The sequence below is a fragment of the Microbacterium sp. NPDC060117 genome, assembly GCF_042729315.1.
Lineage (GTDB): Bacteria > Actinomycetota > Actinomycetes > Actinomycetales > Microbacteriaceae > Microbacterium.
Window position 1 is genome coordinate 453,435 of the sequence record NZ_JBHWXR010000002.1, and the last position, 20,670, is coordinate 474,104.

General features: G+C 71.3%; 18 protein-coding genes. 1 reads left to right on the plus strand and 17 read right to left on the minus strand.

The features are described 5' to 3' along the window. Positions 1-36 precede the first annotated feature (36 nt). From ACFWCK_RS08340 to rpe, 13 genes are all read right to left on the minus strand, one after another. Positions 37-1,500, minus strand: coding sequence for a glutamate synthase subunit beta (locus tag ACFWCK_RS08340; protein ID WP_233309487.1), 1,464 nt, complete (start codon positions 1,498-1,500; stop codon positions 37-39). Further along, positions 1,493-6,010, minus strand: coding sequence for a glutamate synthase large subunit (gltB, locus tag ACFWCK_RS08345; protein ID WP_378805964.1), 4,518 nt, complete (start codon positions 6,008-6,010; stop codon positions 1,493-1,495). The genes ACFWCK_RS08340 and gltB overlap by 8 nt, the downstream gene beginning before the upstream one ends. Before the next feature lie 169 nt (positions 6,011-6,179). Further along, complete coding sequence (lgt, locus tag ACFWCK_RS08350; protein WP_233309488.1) at positions 6,180-7,193, minus strand: prolipoprotein diacylglyceryl transferase; 1,014 nt, start codon at positions 7,191-7,193, stop codon at positions 6,180-6,182. Between the two features lie 29 nt (positions 7,194-7,222). Then, positions 7,223-8,011, minus strand: coding sequence for a tryptophan synthase subunit alpha (trpA, locus tag ACFWCK_RS08355; protein WP_378805421.1), 789 nt, complete (start codon positions 8,009-8,011; stop codon positions 7,223-7,225). Continuing rightward, on the minus strand, positions 8,008-9,231 hold the full coding sequence (gene trpB / locus ACFWCK_RS08360) for a tryptophan synthase subunit beta (protein ID WP_233309490.1): 1,224 nt from the start codon (positions 9,229-9,231) through the stop codon (positions 8,008-8,010). The genes trpA and trpB overlap by 4 nt, the downstream gene beginning before the upstream one ends. After that, the gene (gene trpC / locus ACFWCK_RS08365) at positions 9,228-10,004 is read right to left on the minus strand and encodes an indole-3-glycerol phosphate synthase TrpC (RefSeq protein ID WP_378805965.1); all 777 of its coding nucleotides are present in this window, start codon (positions 10,002-10,004) and stop codon (positions 9,228-9,230) included. Before trpC ends, trpB begins: the two co-directional genes overlap by 4 nt. A gap of 2 nt (positions 10,005-10,006) precedes the next feature. Further along, positions 10,007-10,237 (minus strand): DUF6704 family protein, encoded by a 231-nt coding sequence (locus ACFWCK_RS08370; protein ID WP_233309491.1) that lies wholly within the window; start codon positions 10,235-10,237, stop codon positions 10,007-10,009. Positions 10,238-10,331: 94 nt separating this feature from the next. Next, positions 10,332-10,910, minus strand: coding sequence for a Trp biosynthesis-associated membrane protein (locus tag ACFWCK_RS08375; RefSeq protein ID WP_378805422.1), 579 nt, complete (start codon positions 10,908-10,910; stop codon positions 10,332-10,334). Further along, on the minus strand, positions 10,910-11,311 hold the full coding sequence (hisI, locus tag ACFWCK_RS08380; protein WP_378805423.1) for a phosphoribosyl-AMP cyclohydrolase: 402 nt from the start codon (positions 11,309-11,311) through the stop codon (positions 10,910-10,912). Before hisI ends, ACFWCK_RS08375 begins: the two co-directional genes overlap by 1 nt. Continuing rightward, on the minus strand, positions 11,308-12,069 hold the full coding sequence (gene hisF / locus ACFWCK_RS08385; RefSeq protein ID WP_378805425.1) for an imidazole glycerol phosphate synthase subunit HisF: 762 nt from the start codon (positions 12,067-12,069) through the stop codon (positions 11,308-11,310). Before hisF ends, hisI begins: the two co-directional genes overlap by 4 nt. Next, positions 12,069-12,911: an ATP phosphoribosyltransferase gene (gene hisG, locus ACFWCK_RS08390; protein WP_233309495.1), complete on the minus strand. Its 843-nt coding sequence runs from the start codon at positions 12,909-12,911 to the stop codon at positions 12,069-12,071. Before hisG ends, hisF begins: the two co-directional genes overlap by 1 nt. Positions 12,912-12,967: 56 nt before the next feature. Further along, positions 12,968-13,231 carry a phosphoribosyl-ATP diphosphatase gene (locus ACFWCK_RS08395; RefSeq protein WP_045252002.1) on the minus strand — a complete coding sequence of 88 codons (264 nt, stop codon included), beginning with the start codon at positions 13,229-13,231 and terminating at the stop codon, positions 12,968-12,970. Further along, positions 13,228-13,923, minus strand: coding sequence for a ribulose-phosphate 3-epimerase (gene rpe, locus ACFWCK_RS08400; protein ID WP_233309496.1), 696 nt, complete (start codon positions 13,921-13,923; stop codon positions 13,228-13,230). Before rpe ends, ACFWCK_RS08395 begins: the two co-directional genes overlap by 4 nt. Before the next feature lie 150 nt (positions 13,924-14,073). Between rpe and ACFWCK_RS08405 the strand changes: the two genes are divergently transcribed. Beyond that, positions 14,074-14,856 carry a hypothetical protein gene (locus tag ACFWCK_RS08405; protein ID WP_378805426.1) on the plus strand — a complete coding sequence of 261 codons (783 nt, stop codon included), beginning with the start codon at positions 14,074-14,076 and terminating at the stop codon, positions 14,854-14,856. Between the two features lie 10 nt (positions 14,857-14,866). On the opposite strand, the gene ACFWCK_RS08410 is transcribed toward ACFWCK_RS08405, so the two are convergent. The 4 genes from ACFWCK_RS08410 to metK all read right to left on the minus strand — a co-directional run bounded on the left by ACFWCK_RS08410 (position 14,867) and on the right by metK (position 20,577). Further along, positions 14,867-16,222 carry an RsmB/NOP family class I SAM-dependent RNA methyltransferase gene (locus ACFWCK_RS08410; protein ID WP_378805966.1) on the minus strand — a complete coding sequence of 452 codons (1,356 nt, stop codon included), beginning with the start codon at positions 16,220-16,222 and terminating at the stop codon, positions 14,867-14,869. A gap of 134 nt (positions 16,223-16,356) precedes the next feature. Beyond that, positions 16,357-17,313: a methionyl-tRNA formyltransferase gene (gene fmt / locus ACFWCK_RS08415; RefSeq protein ID WP_378805427.1), complete on the minus strand. Its 957-nt coding sequence runs from the start codon at positions 17,311-17,313 to the stop codon at positions 16,357-16,359. 54 nt (positions 17,314-17,367) lie between these two features. Then, positions 17,368-19,356, minus strand: coding sequence for a primosomal protein N' (locus ACFWCK_RS08420; RefSeq protein ID WP_378805428.1), 1,989 nt, complete (start codon positions 19,354-19,356; stop codon positions 17,368-17,370). Positions 19,357-19,383: 27 nt separating this feature from the next. Then, positions 19,384-20,577, minus strand: coding sequence for a methionine adenosyltransferase (gene metK, locus ACFWCK_RS08425; protein ID WP_378805429.1), 1,194 nt, complete (start codon positions 20,575-20,577; stop codon positions 19,384-19,386). Positions 20,578-20,670 lie beyond the last annotated feature (93 nt).

Sequence of the window (20,670 nt, forward strand, 5' to 3'; positions counted from 1 at the left end):
GGGGGATGGAATAGGGGCCACGCTGCCGGGCCCAGCCTACGCGGGCTGGACCCCGATCGCGACATCCGACGGGCGGACGGGAGCGGGCAGCACCGTCTGACCCATCAGGTGCCGGTCCACGGCGGCGGCCGCGGCGCGGCCTTCCGCGATGGCCCACACGATCAGCGACTGACCGCGCCCGGCATCGCCGGCCACGAACACGCCCGGGATGGTCGATGCGTAGTCCTCGTCGCGGCGGAACGCGCCACGATCGGTGCGCTGCGGCCCGTCGTCGCCGTACGCCTCATACTCCGGGCCGGTGAAGCCCATCGCGATGAGCACCAGGTCAGCGGGGATCTCCCGCTCGCTGCCGCTCTTCGGTACCCGCCGCCCGTCCACGAACTCGGTCTCAGCGACGCGCAGCGCCCGCACCTCACCCGCCTCGTTGCCGAGGAACTCGACCGTGGAGGCCAGGTACTGCCGCTCTCCGCCCTCCTCGTGCGCCGAGGAGACCTCGAACACGGTGGGCATCATCGGCCAGGGCTGGTGCTCCGGGCGTCCGGACGACGGCTGCCGGCCGATCGCGAGGTTGGTCACGCTGAGCGCACCCTGCCGGTGCGCGGTGCCGATGCAGTCGGCGCCGGTGTCGCCGCCGCCGATGACGATGACGTGCTTGCCCTCGGCGCTGATCTGGTTCGCCACCGGATCTCCGGCGACGGCCTTGTTCGACTCGACGAGGTACTCCATCGCGAAGTGCACGCCGTCCAGATCTCGGCCGGGGATCGCGAGCTCGCGCGGGAGCGTGGCTCCGGTCGCGATCACCACGGCGTCGTACCGGGCACGCAGATCGGCCCAGCTGATGTCGGTGCCGATGTTGACGCCGGCGCGGAAGCGGGTGCCCTCCTCCGACATCTGCCGCAGGCGCGCGTCGAGGTGCGACTTCTCCATCTTGAAGTCCGGGATGCCATAGCGCAGCAGCCCGCCGATGCGGTCGTCGCGCTCGAACACGGCCACGGTGTGCCCTGCGCGCGTGAGCTGCTGGGCGGCGGCGAGCCCGGCGGGGCCGGATCCGACGACCGCGACGGTCTTGCCGGTGAGGCGTGCCGGTGGCTGCGCCTCGACCCAGCCCGACGCGAACGCCTCGTCGATGATCGAGACCTCGATCTGCTTGATCGTGACCGCCGGCTGGTTGATGCCGAGCACGCATGCGCTCTCGCACGGCGCGGGGCACAGCCGCCCGGTGAACTCCGGGAAGTTGTTCGTCGCGTGCAGGCGATCGATCGCCGCACGGCCCTCGCCGCGCCAGGTGAGGTCGTTCCACTCCGGGATGAGGTTGCCCAGCGGGCATCCCTGGTGGCAGAACGGCACTCCGCAGTCCATGCAGCGCCCGGCCTGGCGGCGGAGCACGGCCGAATCACCCGGCTCGTACACCTCCTTCCAGTCCATGATGCGGACGGGGACGGGCCGGCGTGCGGGGAGCTCGCGCTCCGTGACGGTCAGGAAGCCCTTGGGATCAGCCACCGGTCACCTCCAGGATGCGGGTCCAGACGATGGAGCCGTCGGGGTCGATCCCCTCGGCCTCGGCCTCTGCCCTGGTGCGCAGCACGGCTGCGTAATCCCGGGGCAGGATCTTCGTGAAGGATGCGGCGAAGTCGTCGTCCGCAAGGATCTCCGCGGCCAGCGGGGATCCGGTGCGCTCCACATGCTGCGCCAGCAGCTCGCGGAGCTCCTGCGCGTCCACCTCGTCGAGCGGGAGGAGCTCCAGCTCGCCCGAACCCAGCGACAGCGGGTTCACGCGCTCGGTGTGCAGCTCGCGCACGTACGCGATGCCGCCGGACATGCCGGCCCCGAGATTGCGCCCGGTGCTGCCGAGGATCACGGCGACGCCGCCCGTCATGTACTCGAGCGCGTGGTCGCCCACGCCCTCGGCGACGGCGGTCGCCCCGGAGTTGCGGACCAGGAAGCGTTCGCCGACCACGCCGGAGATGTGGATCGTGCCGCTCGTCGCGCCGTAGCCGATCACGTTGCCGGCGATCACGTTGCGGTGCGGCGCGAACGTCGCGTCCCGATGCGGCCGGATGGCGATCTCGCCGCCGGAGAGGCCCTTGCCGACGTAGTCGTTGGCGTCGCCCTCCAGCGCGATCGAGATGCCGCGCGGCAGGAACGCTCCGAGCGACTGCCCCGCGGTGCCGTGCAGCGAGATGCCGATGGTGCCGGCGGGCAGGCCTTCTCCCCCGTGCCGCACGGTGACCTCGTGGCCGAGCATGGTGCCCACGGCGCGCTCGGTGTTGCGGATCGGCAGGTCGAACGAGACCGGCGTGCCCTGGGCGATCGCATCGCGTGCCGCCTCGAGCAGCGGTGCGTCGAAGTGCTTCTCCAACTCGTGGTCCTGCGTGCGGGCGCTGCGACGGGGCTCCCCTGCGGGGAACGCCGGGCCCTCGAGCACCGGCGCGAGGTCGAGACCGTCGGCCTTCCAGTGCTTGATAGCCGCGTCCATGCGCAGCAGATCCGCCCGTCCCACGATCTCGTCGAGGCTGCGGAAGCCGAGCGCGGCGAGGTGCTCGCGCACCTCCTCCGCGATGAACTCCATGAAGTTCACGACGAACTCGGGCTTGCCGGTGAACCGCTCGCGCAGCACCGGGTTCTGCGTGGCGACGCCGACCGGGCAGGTGTCCAGGTGGCAGACGCGCATCATGATGCAGCCGCTCACCACGAGAGGCGCCGTGGCGAAGCCGAACTCCTCCGCACCCAGCAGTGCGCCGATGATCACGTCGCGACCGGTCTTCAGCTGGCCGTCGACCTGCACCACGACGCGGTCGCGCATGCCGTTGAGCATGAGCGTCTGCTGCGTCTCGGCGAGCCCGAGCTCCCACGGGGTACCCGCGTGCTTGAGCGAGTTCAGCGGGCTCGCGCCCGTGCCGCCGTCGTGTCCGGAGACCAGGATGACATCGCTGAGCGCCTTGGCGACGCCGGCCGCGACCGCGCCGATGCCCGACTGGCTGACCAGCTTGGTGTGGATGCGGGCGTCGGGGTTGGCGCGCTTCAGATCGAAGATGAGCTGCTTGAGATCCTCGATCGAGTAGATGTCGTGATGCGGCGGCGGCGAGATGAGTCCCACACCGGGGGTCGCGTGCCGGGTGCGCGCGATCCAGGGGTAGACCTTCTGCGGCGGCAGCTGACCACCCTCACCGGGCTTGGCGCCCTGGGCGAGCTTGATCTGGATGTCATCGGCCTCGGTGAGGTACTGGCTGGTCACGCCGAACCGGCCGGACGCGACCTGCTTGATCGCGCTGCGCCGCTCCGGGTCGACCAGGCGATCCGGATCCTCGCCGCCCTCGCCGGTGTTCGACTTCGCGCCGAGCCGGTTCATCGCGATCGCGAGCGTCTCGTGCGCCTCCTGGGAGATGGATCCGTAGCTCATCGCGCCCGTGGAGAACCGCTTGACGATCGAGGACACCGACTCGACCTCGTCGATCGGCACCGGCGGACGCTCGCCCGTGCGCAGCTCGAACAGCCCGCGCAGCGTCTTGAGCTCCTTGGCCTGATCGTCCACCAGCTGCGTGTACTCGCGGAAGACGTCGTACCGGCGGGTGCGGGTCGAGTGCTGCAGACGGAACACGGTCTGCGGGTTGAACAGGTGCGGGGACCCGTCCCGGCGCCACTGGTACTCGCCACCGGTCCAGAGCCGCTCGTGCGCACGCGCGGCGGCGTCCTCGGGGTAGGCGAAGTCGTGGCGCGCCTGGTTCTCGGCGAAGACGTCCTCGATGCCGATACCGCCGAGCTTGGTCTCGGTGCCGGTGAAGTAGGCGTCCACGAGCTCCTGGCTGAGGCCGACCGCCTCGAACACCTGCGCGCCGGCGTAGGAGCCGACCGTGGAGATGCCCATCTTGGACATGATCTTCAGCACGCCCTTGCCGAGCGCATAGATGAGGTTGCGGACGGCCTTCTCCGGCGTGATGCCGGTGATGTATCCGGTGCGCACGAGGTGCTCCACCGTCTCCATCGCGAGGTACGGGTTCACCGCGGACGCGCCGTAGCCGATCAGCGTCGCGACGTGGTGCACCTCGCGCACGTCGCCGGCCTCGACGATCAGGCCGACCTTCATCCGGTCCTCGCGGCGGATGAGGTGGTGGTGCACGGCCGACAGCATCAGCAGGGACGGGATCGGGACGAGGTCCTTGTTCGAGTCGCGATCACTGAGGATGATCAGCTCGGCGCCGTCCTCGATCGCGGTGTCGACCTCGGCGCACATCTCCTCGAGACGCTGCGCGAGCGCATGCGGGCCCAGATCGAAGTGATAGAGCCCCTTGATCGTCGCGCTGGAGCGCTCGGGACGGGCGCGGTCGATGTGGCGGAGCTTGGCGAGCTCGTCGTTGTCGATGACGGGGAAGTCCAGCACGATCGTGCGCGCGTGGTCGGGTCCCCACTCCAGCAGGTTGCGCTCCGGACCGAGACCGAGCGAGAGGTTGGTGACGACCTCCTCGCGGATCGCGTCGAGCGGCGGGTTGGTGACCTGCGCGAACTGCTGCACGAAGTAGTCGAAGAGCAGCCGCGGCCGCTCCGAGAGCACCGCGATCGGCGCGTCGCTCCCCATGGCGCCGAGCGGCTCGGCGCCGGTCTGCCCCATCGGGGTGAGCAGGATCCGCACCTCCTCCTCGGTGTAGCCGAAGGTGCGCTGACGCCGGGTGATCGACGCCACCGGGTGCACGATGTGCTCGCGCTCGGGGAGGTCGGCGAGGCGCACGCGCCCCTCGTCGAGCCACTCCTGCCACGGGTGCAGGGCGGCGAGGTCGCGCTTGACCTCCTCGTCCTCCACGATGCGGCGCTGCGCGGTGTCGACGACGAACATCGTGCCGGGCTGCAGTCGGCCGCGGCGCTTGATGCGCTCGGGCTCGAACTCGAGGACGCCGGTCTCGCTGCCGATCACGACGAGCCCGTCCGTCGTCTCGGTCCAGCGCCCGGGGCGCAGTCCGTTGCGGTCGAGCGTGGCGCCCACGACGGTGCCGTCGGTGAAGATGAGGGCGGCGGGGCCGTCCCACGGCTCCATCTGGTTCGCGTGGTACTCGTAGAACGCGCGCAGATCCGGGTCCAGGTCCGTCTGGCGCTCCCAGGCGGCCGGCACCATCATCATTACGGAGTGCGGCAGGCTGCGGCCGGTGAGCGTGAGCAGCTCGAGCACCTCGTCGAAGGAGGCGGAGTCGCTCGCACCTTCGGTGCAGATCGGCAGCAGCGGGCGGATGTCGCCGAGCAGCTCGGACTCGAGCTGCGACTGACGTGCCCGCATCCAGTTGCGGTTGCCGCCGACGGTGTTGATCTCACCGTTGTGCGCGAGCATGCGCAGCGGCTGCGCCAGCGGCCACGACGGGAACGTGTTAGTCGAGTAGCGGGAGTGCACCACCGCCAGCTCGGAGGCGAAGCGCTCGTCCTGCAGGTCGGGGTAGAACGGCTCCAGCTGCAGGGTCGTGACCATGCCCTTGTAGCCGAGGGTGCGCGCCGACAGCGAGACGAAGTAGGCGCCGAGCTCGTGGCCGGCTCGCTTGCGCAGCCGGTAGGCGACCCGATCCAGCGCGATGCCCGAGAGGGCCTCGGCGCCGCTGGACGCGGGGCGCGAGACGAAGAGCTGCTCGAACGCGGGGCGGGCCTCGTCGGCCAGCTTGCCGAGGTGCTGGTTCGCGGTGGGCACCTCGCGCCAGCCGAGCACGGTGAGCCCCTCGGCACGGGCGATCTTCTCGATCCCGGCCTTCTGCTCGCGGCGGGACCGCGAATCGAGCGGGAGGAAGGCGAGCCCGGCGGCGTACTCGCCCACCGGGGGAAGCTCGAAGGAGGTGACCGCGCGCAGGAACGTGTCCGGCATCTGCGTCAGGATCCCGGCTCCGTCGCCGGTTCCCGCGTCGGATCCGATGGCCCCGCGGTGCTCCAGGTTGCGCAGCGCCTCGAGGGCGAGCGCGATGATGTCGTGGCCCGGCTCCCCGCGGAGCGTCGCGACCATGGCCAGGCCGCAGGCGTCCTTCTCGAACGCGGGGTTGTACATCCCCTGCTTCGGGGGGTAGGCGCCGGAAGCGCCGTAGGGAGGCTGGAAGTACACCAGTCACCGTCCTCAGATTTCTGATGAACCCGGGGACATCATCGGCCCGCTCGTTCAGTGCGTGATTCCCGGTGGACGTGCGTCCACCGCAGCGAGGCTCCTGTCGGTGCCGTTCTCAGGGGCGGGAGACGGCGCTCGTGGCGTCCGCCTCCGCGCGATTCTCGTCGGACTGAGGCTCGCTCAGGTCGACGAAATCATCGGGGTTTTGCGATTCTACCCCAGCGGCGCTCGGCTCCCGACCCGGCTGGTACGGCGAGGGCTCGAAGCCGGGGTGACGGCGGGTCTGCACGAAGAGGATCACGATGCCCAGCACCACGCCGAAGAGGGCGGCCCAGACGTTCGTGCGCAGGCCGAAGTAGATCTCGCTCGGATCGATGCGGATCGACTCCCAGACCATGCGTCCTGCGCCGTACCAGATCAGGTACACCGCGAACAGCTTGCCCCACTGCAGGCGCAGCTTGTGGCCGAGCCAGAGCAGGAACAGGCAGCCCAGGGTGTTCCAGATGACCTCGTACAGGAACGTGGGATGGAACAGGGTTCCCGGAGCGAGTCCCGCAGGGAACGCCGCGTTGGTGGACTCGATCTCCAGACCCCACGGGAGGTCGGTGGGCAGGCCGAACAGCTCGTGGTTGAACCAGTTGCCGAAGCGTCCGAACGCCTGCGCGAGGATGAGGCCGGGGGCGAGTGCGTCCGCGAACGCGGAGAAGCGCACGCCGGTCCACTTGCAGCCGAGCCAGGCGCCGATCGCGCCGCCGATGAGGGCGCCGAAGATGGCGATGCCGCCCTCCCAGATCGCCCAGACCGAGCCGGGCTCGAAGGGGTTCCAGGTGTTCTTGCCCGGTCCGAAGTAGAAGCCCGGGTGCGTCAGCACGTGGAAGATCCGCGCGCCGATGATCGCCAGGGGCACGGCGATGATGCAGATGTCCACGACGACCCAGCGCTCCGCACCGCGCTGGGTGAGCCGGTGGTTGGTGAGCAGCGTGGCCGCGATGATGCCGGCGATGATGCACAGCGCGTAGAAGTGGATCTGCAGCGTCCACCCGAAGATGTTCAGCGTGAAGTAGCTGACCGGCGGGCTCGGGATGCTGGCGTGCACGCCGATGAGGGCGTTCTGGAGCGCGAAGGGCATGATCACGAGTCTACGTCGTCAGGGCGCCGTCACCGTGCGAGCGCGGTGCCCGTGGCGAGTTCGCGGGTCACCTCGGCGAGGCGCGCCACTCCCCCGTCCCGCAGAGCCCGCACGAGCGCCGTGCCGACGATCGCGCCGTCGGCGTACTCCAGCACGCCCGCGATCTGCGCGGCGGTCGAGATCCCGATGCCGACGCAGGCGCGGCCGGCGCCGTGCTCGCGGAGTCGGCCGACGAGCGTGCGTGCAGCCTTGTCGAGCTCGGCGCGCTCCCCGGTGATGCCCATGGTCGAGACCGTGTACACGAATCCCGTGGAACTGGAGGAGACCAGGTCCAGTCGCGCGTCCGTGGACGTCGGCGCGGCGAGGAAGACACGGTCCAGACCAGTGCGCTCGCTCGCCGCGATCCACTCGGGTGCGGCCTCCGGCGTGATGTCGGGCGTGATCAGCCCGGCGCCACCCGCGGCGAGCAGGTCGTCGGCGTAGCGGTCGACGCCGTACTGCAGCACGGGGTTCCAGTAGGTCATCACGACGACCGGAGCGTCCACGGCGTCGGTGATGGCCTCGACCGCGGTGAATAGGTCGCGCATCCGGAAGCCGTTCGCAAGCGCCGCCTGCGTCGCCTCCTGGATGATCGCACCGTCCATGACGGGATCGCTGTAGGGCGGGCCCAGCTCGATGATGTCCACACCGTTCTGCGCGAGCGCGATCGCGGCGTCGATGCTGGTCTGCAGATCCGGGTAGCCGACCGGCAGGTAGCCGATGAAGGCCCCTCGGCCGTCGTCCTGCGCGCGCTGGATGGCTTCTTCGACGCGGCTCATGCGCCGGCTCCGTTCTCGGCGGCGCCCTCGTCGTACAGTCCGAAGTAGCGGGCGGCGGTGTCCATGTCCTTGTCGCCGCGGCCGGAGAGGCAGACCGCCAGGATCGCGTCGGGGCCGAGCTCGGTGCCGATCCGGATGGCTCCGGCGAGGGCATGGGCCGACTCGATCGCGGGGATGATGCCCTCGGTGCGGCTCAGCAGGCGCAGGGCCTGCATGGCCTCGTCGTCGGTCGCGGGGATGTACTCGGCGCGGCCGATCGCGGCGAGCCAGGAGTGCTCCGGGCCGACCCCGGGATAGTCGAGCCCGGCCGAGATCGAGTGCGACTCGATGGTCTGCCCGTCCTCGTCCTGCAGGACGTAAGTGCGGGCGCCGTGCAGCACGCCGGGACGCCCGCGTTCGATAGACGCCGCGTGCTTGGGGGTGTCGACGCCGTCGCCGGCCGCCTCCACGCCGTAGAGCCGAACCGTCTCGTCGTCCAGGAACGCGTCGAACATGCCGATCGCGTTGGATCCGCCGCCCACGCATGCCAGCACCGCGTCCGGCAGGCGCCCGGCCTCGTCGAGCAGCTGCTGACGCGCTTCCTCGCTGATGATCTTCTGGAAGTCGCGCACCATCGCAGGGAACGGGTGCGGGCCCGCCGCCGTGCCGAAGATGTAGTTGGTGGTCTCAACGGTGGCGACCCAGTCCCGATAGGCATCGTTGATCGCGTCCTTGAGCGTGCGCGATCCGGTGGTGACCGGCACGACCTCCGCACCGAGCAGACGCATCCGGGCGACGTTGAGCGCCTGACGCTCGGTGTCGACCTCGCCCATGTAGATCGTGCAGTCCAGGCCGAACAGCGCGGCCGCGGTCGCCGTGGCGACGCCGTGCTGGCCGGCGCCCGTCTCGGCGATCACCCGGGTCTTGCCCAGTCGCTTGGTCAGCAGTGCCTGACCCAGCACGTTGTTGATCTTGTGGGATCCGGTGTGGTTCAGGTCCTCGCGCTTGAGGAAGATCCGTGCACCGCCGGCATGCTCGGCGAACCGCGGCACCTCGGTGATCGGCGACGGACGCCCGGCGTAGGAGTGCAGCAGCGTCGCGAGCTCGGACTGGAACGCCGGATCGGCGATCGCCTCGTGGTACGCGACGGTGAGCTCATCGATCGCGGCGATGAGCGATTCGGGCATGAAACGTCCGCCGAAGTCGCCGAAGAACGGCCCCGGCTGGTCGCGCAGACTCATGATCCGGCCTCCAGGAAGGAATGCAGGGTGGCGACGGGGTCGCCGGTGACGAGTGCTTCGCCGATGAGCACGGCGTCGGCGCCCGCGCCGCGGTAGTGCGCGACGTCGGCGGGCGTGAGCACGGCGGACTCCGCGATCTTCACGGACGTCGACGGGATCCGCTCGGCCAGCCGGCCGAACAGGTCGCGATCCAGCTCGAGGGTCTTCAGGTCGCGGGCGTTCACACCGATGAGGTGCGCACCCAGATCGATCGCGACCTCGAGCTCCTCGGCCGAGTGCGTCTCGACGAGGGGCGTCATGCCCAGCTCGAGGATGAGCGCGTACAACCGCTCCAGGTTCGCCCTGTCCAGGCCGGCCACGATGAGCAGCGCGAGGGACGCGCCCGCGGCGCGCGCCTCGAAGACCTGGTACGGCGTGGCGATGAAGTCCTTGCGCAGCACGGGCACCTGCACGGCCGCGGTCACGGCCTCGAGGTCGGCGAGGCTGCCGCCGAAGCGGCGCTCCTCCGTGAGGACGCTGATCGCGGATGCGCCTCCCTGCTGGTACAGGGACGCCTGCAGGGCCGGATCCGGGATCTCAGCGAGGGCTCCGCGCGACGGGCTCGCCCGCTTCACCTCGGCGATGATCTTCACCCGCTCGGCGGGCGCCAGTGCGGCGTGCGCATCGAGGGCAGGGGCACGATCGAGTGCGGCACGCTCCACGATCGCCAGCGGACGCTCCCGCTCGCGACGGGCGGCGTCCTCGACTGCGCCGGCCGTGAGGTCGGCGAGCACCATTAGTGCGCCTTCGGCTGGTACTTCGGGCCCTTCGCGCCGTATCCGGCCTTCGAGAGCGCCCAGCCCGCGATCGCGCCGACGACGATCAACGCGACGCCCACCCACACCACGACCGGGATCTCGAGGAAGAACGCGGTGGTGCCGACCGTGAAGCCGAGCAGCATGATCACCACGGCGGTCCAAGCCGCAGGCGAGTGTCCGTGGCCGGGATCTGCGATGGGGTTGCTCATGTTCTCCTCCGAGCGTCGGGTGGTGTGGTCAAGTCTATCGGGATCGTTCCGTGCGACGAGGACCCCGGGCAGCGTGGGGCGTCGTCACGAGGGTCTAGCGGGTGGGGTCGGTGCCCCGGCTGAGATCGTCCCAGCTCTCCACCGCGTCCACCGGTCCGTCGTGCGGAGTCGGGGCGGTGCGGTAGCGACGCCCGCCGCTGCGCCACCGGCCGGCGGTGGCCAGGGCGAGCCCGCCGCCGAGCACCAGCAGGATCCAGCCGACGAGCGCCGCCCAGGGCCAGGCCGTCACGGCGATGCCGTCGACGATGGCCGCCAGCGCCGTGTTCCCGGCGAGACCCGTGGCCTTGGTGAGAGCGGGGCTGACGGCGTCCAGTGGATGCTGGAACAGGATGCGCGTCGTCAGCACGAGCATGAGGGCGCCGACGGCGACTGCGATCGCGGCGAACACCCGCCGCAGTACAGGGCCGACGAGCGCGATGGCCGCGCACAGCGCGAGGGCGGTGAGGCTCAGCGGGGCGACAACGGGCAGTGCCGCGTTGCCGGCGACGTCGAGCGCCTCTCCCCCGTCCGCGCGGGTGACGGTCAGCCACGTCTGCGTCGAGGAGAGGATGCCGATACCGCCCGCGAGCAGGATCAGCAGCAGGCTCGACGACTTCGCGCGACGGGTGAGCATCACTGCGTGGCCGTCTCGGCGTCGTCGGGTACGGCGACGTCATCCGACACCGCCACGACCGGATCCAGATCCCTGCCGTCGAAGCAGGTGCGGGTGCCGGTGTGGCAGGCCACGCCGATCTGATCGACGAGCAGGAGCACGGTGTCGCCGTCGCAGTCCAGGCGGGCGCCGCGCACGTGCTGCACGTGGCCGGAGGTGTCGCCCTTGCGCCAGTACTCCTGGCGGGAGCGCGACCAGTAGGTGGCGCGTCCGGTGGTCAGCGAGCGGCGCAGCGCCTCCTCATCGGCCCAGGCCATCATGAGCACCTCGAGGGTGTCCCACTGCTGCACGATCACGGGGACGAGGCCCTGGTCGTTGTACGTGACGAGGCTCAGGTCGGCCTCCAGGCGGTCTTCGCTCATCGCACCGTCACCCCCGCTTCGCGCAGCGCGGCCTTGACATCGCCGACCGTGAGCTGGCCGGAGTGGAACACGCTGGCGGCGAGGACCGCGTCCGCACCCGCGGCGATCGCCGGAGCGAAGTCCTCGGCCTTCCCGGCACCGCCCGAGGCGATCACGGGCACGCTGGAGATCTCCCGCATCAGCGCGGTCAGCTCGAGGTCGAAGCCGTCCTTGGTGCCGTCGGCGTCGATGGAGTTGACCAGCAGCTCCCCGGCCCCGCGTTCGATGGCCTCGCGGGCCCAGTCCAGGGCGTCCAGGGCGGTCTCCGTCCGGCCTCCGTGGGTGGTCACGGCGAAGCCGGATGCCGTGCGCGGACTGCGCTTGATGTCGAGCGAGAGCACGAGCACCTGAGCGCCGAAGCGATCGGCGATCTCGCCGATCAGGGCGGGTCGGGCGATCGCGGCGGAGTTCACGCCGACCTTGTCGGCGCCGACGCCCTGCAGACGGGCGACGTCCTCGACCGAGCGCACCCCTCCGCCGACGGTGAGCGGAACGAAGACCTCCTCGGCCGTGCGGCGCACCACGTCGTAGGTGGTGGAGCGCTCGTCCACGGTCGCGGTGACGTCGAGGAAGGTGATCTCGTCGGCGCCCTGCGCGGCGTAGTGCCTGGCGAGCTCGACGGGATCGCCCATGTCGCGCAGGTTCTCGAAGTTCACGCCCTTGACGACGCGACCGGCGGCCACGTCGAGGCACGGGATGACGCGCGCGGTGAGCGACATCAGAGCCTCGCCGCGTGGATCGCGGTGACGAGGATGGCCCGCGCGCCGAGCGCGTAGAGCTGGTCCATCACCAGATTCATGCCGCGGCGCGGGATCATTACCCGTACGGCGACCCAGGCCGGATCCCGCAGCGGGGACACGGTCGGCGACTCGCGCCCGGGCGCGATCGCGGCCGCCTGCTCGACGAGATCGGCGGGCAGGTCGTAGTCCAGCAGCACGAAGCGGTGGGCGACCATGACGCCACGCAGACGACGCAGCAGCTTCTCGGTACCCTCGGCGTCGCCCGGGCGGCTGATCAGCACGGCCTCGGACTCGATGATCACCGGGCCGAAGATCTCCAGCCCGGCCTGTCGGAGCGTGGTGCCGGTCTCGACCACGTCGGCGATCGCGTCCGCGACGCCCAGGCGCACGGCCGACTCCACGGCGCCATCGAGCGGAACGAGCTCTGCGGTCACCCCGTGCTCGCGCAGGTAGTCATCGACCAGGCCGGGGTAGGCGGAGGCGACGCGCACGCCGTTCAGGTCCTCCAGGGTCTTGAACCGACCGGGAGGCGCGGCGAAGCGGAACGTCGAGCGAGCGAAGCCGAGCTGCTCGATCTCGCGGGCGTCCGGTCGGCGGACGTCTCGCAGCAGGTCCCGGCCCGTGATGCCGACGTCCAGCGCGCCCGAGGCGACGTAGGTGGCGATGTCACGGGGACGCAGGAAGAAGAACTCGACGTCGTTGTCGGCGTCGATCACGTGCAGGGTCTTGGTGTCGCGACGGCCGGCGTATCCGGCTTCGGCGAGCATCTCGGCGGCGGTCTCGGACAGCGATCCCTTGTTCGGGACGGCGATGCGCAGCATGGGAGGTCTTTCGTTCGAAGCGATCTGTGTGCGAAAGGAGCCCCGTCGGGGGCGCCTCACAGATGTCGGTAGACGTTCTCCAGGGTCAGTCCCTTGGCCAGCATGAGCACCTGCAGGTGGTACAGCAGCTGGGAGATCTCCTCGGCCGCGGCCTCGTCGCTCTCGTACTCGGCGGCCATCCACACCTCGGCCGCCTCCTCCACGATCTTCTTGCCGATCGTGTGCACTCCCGCGTCGAGCTCGCGCACCGTCCCGGATCCCTCCGGGCGCTCGGCCGCCTTGCGGCTCAGCTCGGCGAACAGTTCGTCGAAGGTCTTCACCCTCCCAGGCTACCGGCTCGTGCGAGACCCCGGAGCCGCGTGACGGCTGCTTCGATGTCATGCGAGCCGTACACGGCGGATCCGGCGACGAACGTGTCGGCGCCGGCCGCGGCCGCCTGGGCGATCGTCGCGTCCGAGATGCCTCCATCCACCTGCAGCCACACGTTCGAGCCGCGCCGCTTGGCCTCGTCGGCCAGGGCGCGCAGCTTCGGCATGGTCTCGGGCATGAAGCCCTGGCCACCGAAGCCGGGCTCGACGGTCATGACGAGGATCTGGTCGAACTCGTCGAGGATGTCGTAGAGTGCCTCGCCCGCGGTGCCCGGCTTGATCGCGACGCCGGCGCGCGCGCCGATCCCGCGCAGCGTGCGCGCGAGACCCACCGGATCCGTCGCGGCTTCCAGGTGGAAGGTGACGCTCGCCGCGCCCAGCTCTGCGTAGCCGGGCGCCCAGCGCTCCGGATCCGTGATCATCAGATGCACGTCGAGCGGGATCGGGCTCGTCGCCTGGATGCGCTCGACCATCTGCGGTCCGAACGTGAGGTTGGGGACGAAGTGGTTGTCCATCACGTCGACATGCGCGAAGTCCGCCGTCGCGATGCGGGCGAGGTCCGTCTGCATGTTCACGAAGTCGGCGGCGAGGATCGAGGGGTTGATCCGAGGGGCTGCGGGCAGTTCGGTGCGGGATGCGGGCATGCGCCCCATTATCCCGGTGCCGGTCGGGCGGCAGCGCGGACGCGCACCGGCACCGGATGTCAGCGGGCGCCTAGAAGGCGCGGATAGCGTCGTCGCGGATCTGCGCCGGCGACGTGCGGACACCGCCCCGAAGCGAGGCCGAGGAGACCGATGAGCAGCATGACGAATGCCGACCACCGCGCAGCGCCGGTGCGCGTGCCGGATCCGACGGTGGGGTTCTGGATCGCGAAGGCGGCCTCGACGGCGTTCGGGGAAGCCGCCTCCGACTTCTCGATCCGGGTCATGCCGCCGGTTGTCGCGGTCCTGCTCGGCTTCGCCCTGTTCCTCCTCGCGCTGGGCTGGCAGCTCACCCGGCACCGGTACGTGCCCGGCGTCTACTGGTTCACGGTCGCCATGGTCGGCGTGTTCGGGACGATGGCCGCAGACGTGGTGCACGTCGTGCTGGGACTCCCGTACGCCGTCACGACCGTGGTCTACGCGGCCGTCCTGGCCGGCGTGTTCCTGCTGTGGCGGCGCACCGAGCGCACGCTCTCGGTGCACGAGGTGCGCACCACGCGGCGCGAGCTGTTCTACTGGGCCGCTGTCGTCGCGACGTTCGCGCTCGGCACCGCGGCCGGGGACCTCGCCGCTGTCGGACTGCACCTCGGATATGTGCCGTCGATCCTGCTCTTCGCCGTGCTGATCCTCGTCCCCGCGATCGGCTACCGCTTCCTGCACTGGAACGGGGTCCTCGCGTTCTGGATCGCGTACGTGCTGACCCGGCCGCTCGGCGCTTCCGTCGCGGATTGGCTCGGCAAGCCCGTCGCCGAGGGCGGGGTCGGCGTCGGATCCGGGTGGATCGCTCTCGCGTTCGCCCTGGCGATGGTGGTGGTCGTGTTCGTCACGGCGCGTCTGGTGCGCTCCCGGCGAGCCGTGGCGGCGATCGTGGAGTAGAGCCGGCCTCTTACGCCGTCTTCCGCAGGAGCGACAGGAACATCGCGTCGGTGCCGTGCCGATGCGGCCACAGCTGGGCGTGCCCGGATCCGCTCGACGGCTCCGGCAGATCGATCGGATGCTGTGAGACGTCGCGGACTACCTCGCGCGCGTCGAGCTCCTGCACGTCGTCCCTGTCGCGCAGGACGGTCTGCACCACCGCCGCGGTCTCGGCGAGGTGCGGAGAGCACGTCACGTAGGCGAGGATGCCGCCCGGCTTGAGGGCGACGAGCGCGGCCGAGAGCAGCTCCTCCTGCAGCGCTGCGAGCTCGGGGACGTCGGCCGCGGTCTTGCGCCATCGTGCCTCCGGACGACGCCGGAGCGCCCCGAGTCCGGTGCACGGTGCATCGAGCAGGATCCGGTCGTAGACGCCGGGCCGGTCGAGGGCGAGCACGCGGCCGTCCTCCTCGGCGACGTCGACGTGCAAGGGCACCGAGGCGACGGCCTTGCGGACCAGTCCCGCCCTCGCCGGCACGACCTCGTTCGCGTCGAGTGCCGCACCGCCACGGAGGGCCTCCGCGGCGAGCAGGGCCGTCTTGCCTCCGGGACCCGCGCAGAGGTCGAGCCAGCGCTCCCCCGCCGTGAGCGGCTGCGCGCCGACGAGGGCGAGCGCGACGAGCTGCGACCCCTCGTCCTGAACACGCACCCGGCCCCTGTGGGCGGAGACGACGGCGCCGGGGTCTCCGCCTTCGGATCCGAACGCCGTCGGCGCATACGGTCGCCGAGGTTCCTGCGGCTCCGCGAGACCCGGCAGGGCGACGAGCGTGACCTCGGGTGCGACGTTGTCGGCGGCGAGGAGCGCCTCCAGCTCCTCCTCCCGCCCCTCGGCCGCGAGTGCGCGACGCAGGGCTCGGATGATCCACACCGGATGCGCGAAACGGAGCCCCAGCCGCTCGTCGTCCGATCTCGCCGCGGCGGTGACCGCGTCGAGCCACTCCTCCTGCGTACGTGCGGCGACCTTGCGCAGCACCGCGTTCGCGAAACCGGAGGCGCCACGGCCCGCCTCCCGTGCAACGAGGTTCACGGATTCGTTGACGGCCGCGTGCGTCGCCACGCGGGTCGCGAGGATCTGGTGCGTCCCGAGCCGGAGTGCGTCCAGCACGGGCGGATCGATCTCGGCGGTGTCCCGGCCCGCCGCGGCGGCGATGACGGCGTCGTAGGTGCCGAGACGGCGCAGGGTTCCGTAGGCGAGTTCGGTGGCGAGGGCCGCATCCGCACCGGAGAGCCCCGCCTCCCTGATGGCCCCCGGCAGCAGCAGGTTGGCGTAGGCGTCCGATGTGCTGACGGCCCGGATCACGTCGTAGGCGACGCGGCGCGCGGGCTGCACGTCGCGGGAGCGCGCATCTCGTGCGGATGCGCGCGGCGAGGTTCCGCCGGTGCTCTGCCGACGTGGTCCGTCCTGGCCGTCGGCGCGCCGCTGAGGGCCAGGACGGTCGTCGTGGTTCTGCCGTCCCTGCGCGCTCACCGTGCCGCGCTCCCCTCGGTCTGCGACGTCACGTCGAACCGCACGGTCGCGCCATCATCGACCCGCAGGCCGCGGAACCAGTCGGCGGCGGCCATGGCGGCCTTCCCGGCCGGCTGCACGCGTACGAGCAGCAACGGTGCGGTGGCGGTGCCGACGAGCACACCGCCCTTGACCCCGTGCAGCGCGCCGGGCGGAAGCGGATCCGCGTCCTGAGCCCGTGCGAGCTCACGCACTTTGAGCGGCGCGCCGTCGATCGTCGTATGCGCGCCCGGTTCGCTGGTGACGCCGCGGTAGCGGTCGAACACCGCATCCGCGGATTCGGCCCAGTCCAACCGGCCGTCATCGAGACCGAGCTTCGCGGCATGCGTGGGGTCCCCGTGCTGCGGCACGGGGCGGGCGGTGCCTTCGGAGATCGCCGCGACGGCCTCCGCCGTGAGCCCGGCGCCGTCGACGGCGAGGGAGGCGAGCGCGTCATCCGCGGTGGCGTCGTCCGCCACCGGGTACGCCCGCATCGCGTGCACGTCTCCCGCGTCGAGCGCGGCCACGAGCTGGAACACGGTGGCGCCCAGCTCCGCATCGCCCGCGATGAGCGCACGCTGCACAGGAGCGGCTCCGCGCCAGGCGGGCAGCAGCGAGAAGTGCAGGTTGATCCAGCCATGATCGGGCGTGCTCAGCAGTGGTTCGCGCACGAGTCCGCCATAGGCGACGATCACACCGAGCTCGGGTCGCAGCGCGGAGATGCGCCCGGTCGCCTCCTCGTCCAGACGCGCGGCCTTGATGACGGGGATCCCGAGTTCGCCGGCGACCTGGGCGACCGGCGAGGCCGTGAGGATCCGCTTGCGCCCGAGCGGCGCGTCCGGGCGGGTCACGACCGCGACGATCTCATGCTCGGCCGCGAGGCGGCGGAGGGTGGGCACGGCGGCTGCCGGTGTTCCGGCGAAGACGAGGCGCATGGGGGTCCTTCGAAGGTGCTGCGGGATGTTCGAGACGAACGGGCGATTCCGGGGCTAGAGATCGGGTTCGATGACGTCCAGCCTCACCGAGAGCGTAGTCCGTGGGGTGCGACCGCGGGCTCGTCGACGCCCCATCGCCTCTGCGACGACGGCGGCGCGGAGCGTGCCGGCCACGCGCGCGCCCTCGGCGTAGGGGAAGCGCACGAGCGCCCGTTCGCGGCCGTCGTCGTCGCCTTCGATCGGTACCGGGCCGAGCACGGCGTCGGGCGGCAGCTGGAGCGCGGCGATGTCGTCGAGAGCGCGTCGGATGCCCGCCCCGGTGCCCTCGAGCTGGGCGACGCGCACCGACGGCGGCATGCGCAGGGGCGCGCGCTCGGCGAGCTCGGAACGCGCGTACGAGGCCTGGGACCAGGTGGCGAGGGCACGCGCCACTGCGCCGTCGACGCCGACGAGGTGGACGGGTGCGCCGGGGGCGGCGAGGGCCGCCGCGTTCGACCACCAGCGCAGGCAGGACTCCCCGATCCGCAGTTCCGGTGCCTGCAGCATGCGGGAGCCGTCGAGCAGCACGACCGCGCGGTAGCCGCCCTCGGCCAGCGGCTCCGCACCGCGGGTCGCGACGACCAGGGCCGGCCTGGCGTCGACGCGCTCCACCGGATGGTTGCCGTCCGCGACGATGACCCGGATGCCGGGGAATGCCCGTCCCAGCTCCTCTGCCGTCCGTTCGCTGCCAGAGGCCGCGAGGCGCACCTTCTCCCCGCCGCAGGAGCTGCAGGCCCAGAGCCGCGCCCCGCGTCCGCACCAGGCGCACACCGGGGTCGCCCCGCGATGGGCGGCGCCGAGCGGTCCCCCGCAGGCGCGGCAGCGGGCGGGAGCGCGGCACGACGCGCACACCAGCGTCGGAGAGAACCCCGGCCGGGCGACCTGCAGCAGCACGGGCCCGGTCGCCGCCGCGTCCCGTGCGGTCAGGAAGGCGCGGGACGGCAGGCGCTGCCCGCGGCGGTCCAGATCCTCCGTCGAGTCCAGCACCACGCGCGGCAGCTGCCGCTTCGCGGCCGTGATCGGCCGGATCCATCCGGTCTCGACCAGGCGCTCCACATCGGTCGTGCGGGTGTGCCCCGCGAACAGCAGGGCCGACCTCTCCTGTTCCTGGCGCAGCAGCGCCACGTCGCGGGGATGCGCACCGGGGGCGAGGGGCTCGGCGAGCAGGCCGTCGCCGTCATCCCAGAGCGCCACCAGGCCCGCGCGCGCCGGCGCGTATACGGCGGATCGGTTGCCGACCACGATGCAGGGCGCATCCTCGAGAGTGCGCAGGTACGCGCGGTAGCGGTCGGGGTTCGTCTGCCGGGAGTCCAGCCGGGCGACCGGGGCATCGGGCGCGAGCACATCGAGAGCGGCGAGGAGCAGGTCGAGGTCGCGATAGTCGGGTACGACCAGGATCGCCGAGGCGCCCCCGGCGAGCGTGTCGGCGGCCGCGGCGGCCATCAGCCGGGTCCACTCCGGCAGGCCGTCGGAGGCCAGGCGCGGAATCGCCTCCACGGCCGCCCGTGCCGACTCCGCGAGCACGTCGGCGAGGCCCGCGTACTGCGCGATGGTCTCGGATACGGCTTCCGCCGCCGCAGCGCCGGAGGCGGCGATATCGCTGTCCGCATCCGCGCCCGCGACAGGATCCGTCCCCGAACCTGCGGCCAGCCAGGCCTTCTCCACCCTGACCTGACGCTTGGGCACGATCAGCCGGAGCACGTCCGAGGCGCTGCCCGCGGCGCGATCGGCCACACGGCGGGCGAGCGTGCAGAGCCGCTCCGGCAGCACCTGTGCGCGGGAGACCACGGAGTCGAGCTCCGCCAGTGTCCGCGCGTCGTCGTCCTCCGTGTCCACGTCGACCACGTAGGCGTCGATGACCCGTCCCGCGGAGCGCAGCGGTACCCGCACTCGGACTCCGGGCAGCGCGTCGTCGATCAGCTCTGCCGGGATGGCGTAGTCGAACAGCCGGTCCAGCTGCGGGACCGGCGAGTCCAGCAGCACGCGGGCGATCGGCCGTGGCACGAACGGGCCTTGAGGTTCGGCGCCGGGTCAGAGACCGGCGGCGCGACGCAGGTCCTCGGCGCGCGTGGTCTGCTCCCAGGTGAACGTCGGCAGCTCGCGACCGAAGTGGCCGTATGCGGCGGTGGCGGCGTAGATCGGACGCAGCAGGTCCAGCTCCTCGATGATCGCCTGCGGGCGCAGATCGAACACCTCGCGGATCGCGCGGGTGATGGTCTCGTCGTCGACCTTGCCGGTGCCGAAGGTCTCGACGTAGAGCCCGACGGGCTGTGCCACGCCGATCGCGTACGCGACCTGCACCTCCAGCCGGTCGGCGAGGCCCGCGGCGACGGCGTTCTTGGCGACCCAGCGCATGGCGTAGGCGCCCGAGCGGTCGACCTTGGACGGGTCCTTGCCGCTGAAGGCGCCGCCGCCGTGCCGGGCCGCGCCGCCATAGGTGTCGATGATGATCTTGCGCCCCGTCAGTCCCGCATCGCCCTTCGGGCCGCCGGTCACGAAGGGTCCCGCCGGGTTGATGTAGTGCGTGACGTCGTCGAGGTCGAGACCGGTCGTGGCGAGCACCGGGTCGATCACGTGAGTGCGGACCAGCTCCTTGAGCTCGTCCTGCGAGATCTCCGGGTTGTGCTGCGTGGAGAGCACCACCGCGTCGACCGTCTTGGGGGTGAAGCCGTCGTAGCCGAGGGTGACCTGCGTCTTGCCGTCGGGGCGGAGGAACGGCAGCGTGCCGTCGCGGCGCACCTCGGTGAGCCGCTCCGCGAGTCGGTGCGCGGTCCATGCTGCCATCGGCATGAGCTGCGGGGTCTCCGTGGTGGCGAAGCCGAACATGATGCCCTGGTCGCCGGCACCCAGAAGATCGCGGGGGTCGGAGGATCCGCCCTCGCGATGCTCACGGGCCTGGTCGACACCGCTCGCGATGTCGGCCGACTGCTCCCCCACCGAGACGCTGACACCGCACGACGAGCCGTCGAACCCGGTGTCGCTCGAGGTGTACCCGATGCCGTTGACGACGTCGCGCACGATCGTCGGGATGTCGACGTAGCCGGAGGTGCGGATCTCGCCGGCGACGTGCACGAGGCCGGTCGTCACGAGCGTCTCCACGGCGACGCGGGATCCGGTGTCCACCGCGAGCAGGCCGTCCAGGATCGAATCGGAGATCTGGTCGCAGATCTTGTCCGGGTGTCCCTCGGTGACGGACTCGGAGGTGAACAGACGCAGCGCGCTCATCGGTGCTCCCTTGGTGTGCCGGGCGGAGTGCGCCCGTGGCGTCGGGCGGATGAGCCCGAGCCCAGTATGGACGGAGCCGCCGACATCCTCGGA

Coding starts and splice junctions, on each gene's coding strand:
- hisG (WP_233309495.1), bottom strand. CDS start 12,911: ATGCTGCGCATCGCCGTCCCGAACAAGGGATCGCTGTCCGAGACCGCC.
- trpA (WP_378805421.1), bottom strand. CDS start 8,011: ATGAGCCGCGTCGAAGAAGCCATCCAGCGCGCGCAGGACGACGGCCGA.
- lgt (WP_233309488.1), bottom strand. CDS start 7,193: ATGCCCTTCGCGCTCCAGAACGCCCTCATCGGCGTGCACGCCAGCATC.
- hisF (WP_378805425.1), bottom strand. CDS start 12,069: ATGTCGCTCACCGCGCGCGTCATCCCGTGCCTCGACGTGGCCGCCGGT.
- gltB (WP_378805964.1), bottom strand. CDS start 6,010: ATGTACAACCCCGCGTTCGAGAAGGACGCCTGCGGCCTGGCCATGGTC.
- trpB (WP_233309490.1), bottom strand. CDS start 9,231: ATGAGTCTGCGCGACCAGCCGGGGCCGTTCTTCGGCGACTTCGGCGGA.
- rpe (WP_233309496.1), bottom strand. CDS start 13,923: ATGCCCGCATCCCGCACCGAACTGCCCGCAGCCCCTCGGATCAACCCC.
- ACFWCK_RS08375 (WP_378805422.1), bottom strand. CDS start 10,910: ATGCTCACCCGTCGCGCGAAGTCGTCGAGCCTGCTGCTGATCCTGCTC.
- ACFWCK_RS08405 (WP_378805426.1), top strand. CDS start 14,074: ATGAGCAGCATGACGAATGCCGACCACCGCGCAGCGCCGGTGCGCGTG.
- fmt (WP_378805427.1), bottom strand. CDS start 17,313: ATGCGCCTCGTCTTCGCCGGAACACCGGCAGCCGCCGTGCCCACCCTC.
- hisI (WP_378805423.1), bottom strand. CDS start 11,311: ATGAGCGAAGACCGCCTGGAGGCCGACCTGAGCCTCGTCACGTACAAC.
- ACFWCK_RS08370 (WP_233309491.1), bottom strand. CDS start 10,237: ATGAGCAACCCCATCGCAGATCCCGGCCACGGACACTCGCCTGCGGCT.
- metK (WP_378805429.1), bottom strand. CDS start 20,577: ATGAGCGCGCTGCGTCTGTTCACCTCCGAGTCCGTCACCGAGGGACAC.